General features: G+C 53.6%; 1 pseudogene. It reads left to right on the plus strand.

What is annotated here, in order from left to right:
• Positions 1-201 precede the first annotated feature (201 nt).
• A pseudogene (locus tag MHY24_RS11965) lies at positions 202-1405 on the plus strand (IS3 family transposase); the annotation flags it as partial.
• Positions 1406-1439: the final 34 nt, after the last annotated feature.

Below are 1439 nucleotides of genomic sequence, written 5' to 3' on the forward strand. Positions count from 1 at the left end.
TGAACTGCTCCCCATTAGTTGGACTGAGAAATCAGTTTCCGATTAGTGGGGAGTAGTTTTCATTGAGAGCTCGAAGTTTGGTGAGTGAGCATCAGCGGGAGCAGTTGGTTGAACTATTTGAGCAAGGCGTGGGCTATCGTGCCGCTGCTACTGCTCTTGGTGTCTCCACATACGCCGCCCGTATGCTCTGTCGTCGGTTTAAGCTGCATGGCAGACTATGTCTTGTGGAAAAACCGACTAAGCAGCAGTATTCGTTCGAAATCAAGAAGGAAGTTGTCCAACGCCACCTTTCTGGTGAGACAGCGATGGATCTTGCGCGCGAGTTTGGCCTGTCATCAGAGCACTTGGTCGGCGGATGGTCGAGGAAATGGCGTAAAGGTGGCGATGAGGCACTAAAACCGAAGCCGAAGGGCAGGCCCAAGGGTTCGCGCACGCCGAAGCCGCTTTCGGAGGAAGCGAAGCTGCGTCGCCAGATCGCGCGGTTGGAAGCGGAAAACGCATATCTAAAAAAATTGCGGGACTTGAGGAATCAGGGACACGCCTGAAGGTCCAGGCGATTGTCATCCTCAAGTCACGGCATCGTCTGCAATACCTTTTGGATGCGGCCGGCATGGCACGGTCGACATTCTTCTATCACCAGAAACGACTCAGCGATCCGGATAAGCACGCTGCGCTCAAAGACGCGATCCGGGGAAGCTTCGAGCGCAACAAGTATCGCTACGGCTACCGACGAGTGCTACTTGACCTGCGCAACCAGGGGTGGGTGGTCAATCACAAGCTCGTCTACAAACTCATGCGCGAGATGGGGCTTCGAGCCAAGGTCCGCCAGCGCAGGCCATATGTTTCTTATAACGGGACGATCAGCCACATTGCCGACAACACACTTGACCGCAAGTTCACTCCAGATAAGCCAAATACCGTCTTTGTTAGCGACGTCACCGAGTTCAGGGTCGCAGGCCGCAAGGTCTACCTGTCACCGGTGATGGATCTGTTCGACCGTTCAATCGTTGCCCACACCGTGTCTACATCGCCGTCGACAGCGTTTACCGCCGATTCTTTAACTAAGACGATTAAAACGTGTGCGCCTGAGCCTGGGTGGATGATGCATACCGATCAAGGTTTCCAGTACCAGCATTCGTCCTGGCGCAACCTGATTCATGACAACGGTGGTGTTCAGTCAATGTCGCGTAAAGCCAACTGTTACGACAACGCGGTCATGGAGAATTTCTTCGGGCACTTAAAAACCGAGATGTACCACGGAGAAGTCTTCGACACCGTCGCAGAGTTCAACCAGGCCATCGACGAGTACATCCAGTGGTACAACACCGAACGCATCCAACAACGACTCAAGGGCCTGACCCCGATGCAATATCGAAATCAGACCCTTGAAGCCCTAACCGCCTAGAATTAAACCAGTCCAACTTTCGGGGGCCAGTTCA

It is taken from the genome of Corynebacterium sp. ACRPQ, assembly GCF_022347225.1.
Classification (GTDB): Bacteria; Actinomycetota; Actinomycetes; order Mycobacteriales; family Mycobacteriaceae; genus Corynebacterium; species Corynebacterium tuberculostearicum_D.